5 protein-coding genes are annotated in these 3329 nt (G+C 65.6%); 4 read left to right on the forward strand and 1 reads right to left on the reverse strand.

Translation table 11 applies throughout. The features are described from left to right. Window positions 1–863 (forward strand): helix-turn-helix domain-containing protein (locus ABYB95_RS19925; RefSeq protein ID WP_372660919.1); only part of this gene is annotated, 863 nt, incomplete at its 5' end. Between the two features lie 125 nt (window positions 864–988). On the opposite strand, the gene ABYB95_RS19930 is transcribed toward ABYB95_RS19925, so the two are convergent. Further along, window positions 989–1981, reverse strand: coding sequence for a sulfurtransferase (locus tag ABYB95_RS19930; protein WP_372660922.1), 993 nt, complete (start codon window positions 1979–1981; stop codon window positions 989–991). 215 nt (window positions 1982–2196) lie between these two features. On the opposite strand from ABYB95_RS19930, the gene ABYB95_RS19935 reads away from it, so the two are divergent. From ABYB95_RS19935 to ABYB95_RS19945, 3 genes are all read left to right on the forward strand, one after another. After that, on the forward strand, window positions 2197–2409 hold the full coding sequence (locus ABYB95_RS19935) for a hypothetical protein (protein ID WP_372660925.1): 213 nt from the start codon (window positions 2197–2199) through the stop codon (window positions 2407–2409). A gap of 185 nt (window positions 2410–2594) precedes the next feature. After that, window positions 2595–2855, forward strand: a complete 261-nt coding sequence (locus tag ABYB95_RS19940) for a type II toxin-antitoxin system Phd/YefM family antitoxin (protein ID WP_372660928.1) — start codon at window positions 2595–2597, stop codon at window positions 2853–2855. Between the two features lie 24 nt (window positions 2856–2879). Then, a complete protein-coding gene (locus ABYB95_RS19945) occupies window positions 2880–3296 on the forward strand; it encodes a type II toxin-antitoxin system VapC family toxin (protein ID WP_372660931.1) in 417 nt (138 codons plus the stop codon). Window positions 3297–3329: the final 33 nt, after the last annotated feature.

The raw sequence follows: 3329 nt of genomic DNA on the forward strand, positions 1-3329 counted from the left end.
GGCCCGACTCCGTGCTCGACGCCATGTCCATCGGGCACTTCACCTTGAGCCGTTTCAAGTACGGCATTCCCGTCAACATCAAGGACTTTTCGCCCGATGCCGGAACCGGTATGGTGCTGACCACCTTGCGTGGTTCGGCCCGGCACTGGAGCGCGCCCCGCACGTTCAGCGATACCGGTGTGGGCGATGCTTTCGTGGTGGACAACTCGCGCACGCACTACTGGGTGGACTTTGACAACCACCACTTGCAGGTGAACCTGACTTTTCAGCACGACGCGCTGGCCAGCCTGCACCAGCGGTGGTTCGGCGAGTGGGCCGACGAGCGCCTGTGGCAGCGCAGCTTCCGGCTCGGCGGCGCGGACTCGTCTTGGATCGCGCTGTTGACCTATGTCTGCCGGTGCATCACCCACATGCCCGAGGCCGTGCAGACGGGGCCACTGGGCAAGCATCTGGAAGAAATGATCGGCGTGCACCTGCTCATGCAGTGGCGAACCCAGCTGGACCAGCCCTGCGCCGACAGAGAGTACCGCCTCGCGCCGCGCCACGTGCTGGCCGCCGAGCGCCACATCCGCGACCATGCCCAGCATGCGCCCACGCTGAGTGAACTGGCCGCCGTGGCCGGTGTGAGTGTGCGCTCGCTGAGCCAGGCTTTTCGCGAATACCGCAGCTGCACGCCGATGCAGGCGCTGCGGGAACAACGCCTGCAAGGCGTGCGTGCCGAGCTGCTGCTGGCGCCGCCCGGGGCCACGGTCCAGTCCATCGCCATGGAATGGGGTTTTGCCCATCTGGGCCGATTGGCCAAGCTGTACCGGGAGCGTTTCAACGAGCTGCCGGCGGCTTCCTTGCGGCGGCGCAGGGCTTGAACGCAAGGCGATCCGGCACGGAAGCGGCACCCCATCTTTCGGGCTTTGACGGCGGCGTGAAGTGGCGCTTTTTCAGCGCCTGTCTTGGCTTCCGACTCTGAGCGGTGGGGTCTGTCGCCGCCCGGTCACGCAGTGGCGTGGGGCCCCGTGTCAAACCCTGTTTGCGCCACCCGCAGTTGCCGATTGGTGCTGGGGTTGGCCGCATCGCTGCTCCACTCCATCCAGCCGCCGTCGTACACGGCTATATGCTCCCAGCCCATCAGCCAGGCGTAGAAAAACGCCAGCGATGCGCGCCAGCCGGTGCCGCAATAAAACACCACGGTGCCTGCGGCTTCAATGCCCTGGCTGTGCCACAGCGCGGTGATCTCTGCCGCGCCCAGCATCACGCCCGCCGGGGTGTGGAAGGCGCTCATGTCGTTCACGTCGCCCTCTGAGCCCGCGTGGCCCCAGCGTGCGCCCGCGATCTCGCCGCGTGCCGCAATGTAGTCGTAGCCCGAGGTGCGGCCCACGAACTCGCTCCAGGTGCGGATGCTCACCAGCGTGGCATCGGGGCGCTGCTGTAAGGCCCGCACCTGCGCCGTGTCCACCAGAAAATGCGGGCAGGCGGGCGTGTCCAGTCCGAAGCTGGCAACCGGCTCCGGGGCCTTTGGTGCGTTCTGCGTCAGCGGCAAACCGGCTTGTTCCCAGGCGGCGCTGCCGCCGTCGAGCAGGCGCACGTCGCGCACACCGGCGTACAGCAGCAGGTGCGCCACCCGCGCATTGGCCACCAGCATGCGGCCCGCCAGCACCACGGTGGTGTCGGGCCGAATGTCCAGCGCCGCCAGTTGCCGCAGCAGCACGCCGTCTGACACCTTGTTCCACAGCGGCCCGCTTTCAAACAGCTGCACATCCAGCCAGCAGGCGCCGGGAATGGTGGGCGCTTGTTCGTGGCGCCACGGGCCTTCGCCCACTTCAAACAGGCACCAGTCACCAGCGGGTGCGGCGGCCACGGCCCGTCCCACCAGCAGCGCGTGCAACCACCGCACCGGCACCAGCTGGCGCCAGCGCGGCAGATCGGCGCGCCAGGGCGTATCGGTATTGCTGGCTTGGGGTAAAGGGTGGGCGAGAGGCTCGGTCATGCGGGTACGCGGCAAGGCGAGCCACGATGTTAAGCCGCTGGCCTGCAGGGGCCGCAGACCCCATACATCACCGCGTCGAATGGTATCCATACCAAAGATAAAGTGGCGGCAACCAAGGGTTTACCCTAGTATTCACATCGGGCACTGAGAAAGCGTTGGGCTTTTATCTGGTTCGCCCGCACCCCTGCTCTAGCGTCTCCTGTTGGAGAAACACCATGTTGAAGTTTTTGAAATCGCTGTTCCAGACCCCTCAGTTTCCAGCCGGCGCGCGCGTCAACCAGTTGACCGGCGCCAGCGGAATCTTGGTGGTGGATGGCGATGGCGTCGACGGCCGCGTGATGGCCCAAACCCAGCGCGGCGTACTGGTGGAATGGCCGCGCACCGGCGCACGCTGGGTGAACCCCGACGCACTGTGCCAGCAGGTCTGATCTAACGCCGCTGCGGCCGCATTCACGCGGCGTGGCGGTGCAGCTCGGTGTGCCGCACCAACCGGCCAAGTCGCGCCAGTGAGCCCCCAGCAGGGCACCGTGTGTGGGCGAAACCCTGACCGGTTGGCAGAAAAGTGTGAAGCCCGCTAAACTAGTCAGCCAACTGGTCAGACTAGGAGAGTGGCATGCATACATGGCCTGTACAAGACGCAAAAGCCCGGTTCAGCGAGTTCCTCGACACCTGCCTGAAAGAAGGCCCGCAGATCGTCACCCGGCGTGGCGCCGAAGCCGCCGTGCTCGTCCCGCTGGAACAATGGCAGCGCCTGCAAGCGGCCGCGCGCCCATCGCTCAAAGAACTGCTGCTGTCCGCAGATGCCCGCACCGACACGCTTGCGGTTCCTATGCGCGGGCGAGCCAAGCGGCGCACGCCCCCCGTGTTGCGTTGATTGCGCTGAGAAACCCCGGCCGCCATGTATTTGCTGGATACCAATGTGGTTTCGGAACTGCGCAAACCCAAACCCCACGGCGCGGTATTGCAATGGGTGCAAGAAGCGGTAGAAGCTGAGCTGCACCTGTCGGCCGTCACCCTGGGTGAAATCCAGGCCGGCATTGAAATCACCCGCGAACAAGACGACGCCAAAGCGGCTGAACTGGAGCAATGGCTGGAGCAACTGGCCCAGTCCTACGCCGTTTTGCCCATGGACGCCGCCATCCTTCGTGTGTGGGCGCGGCTGATGCACAGAACATCGGGCACCCTGTACGAAGACGCCATGATCGCGGCGACCGCGCAGGTGCACCACCTCACGGTGGTTACGCGCAACGTTGCGGACTTCAAGGGCTTTGGCGTGAAGGTGTTGAACCCGTTTGCGCTCCCGCGCAAGGGTTGACGGCCGCGCCGACTTCGACTGCTGCCCGCTTAC

Source organism: Hydrogenophaga sp. (assembly GCF_041633695.1).
Lineage (GTDB): Bacteria > Pseudomonadota > Gammaproteobacteria > Burkholderiales > Burkholderiaceae_C > Hydrogenophaga.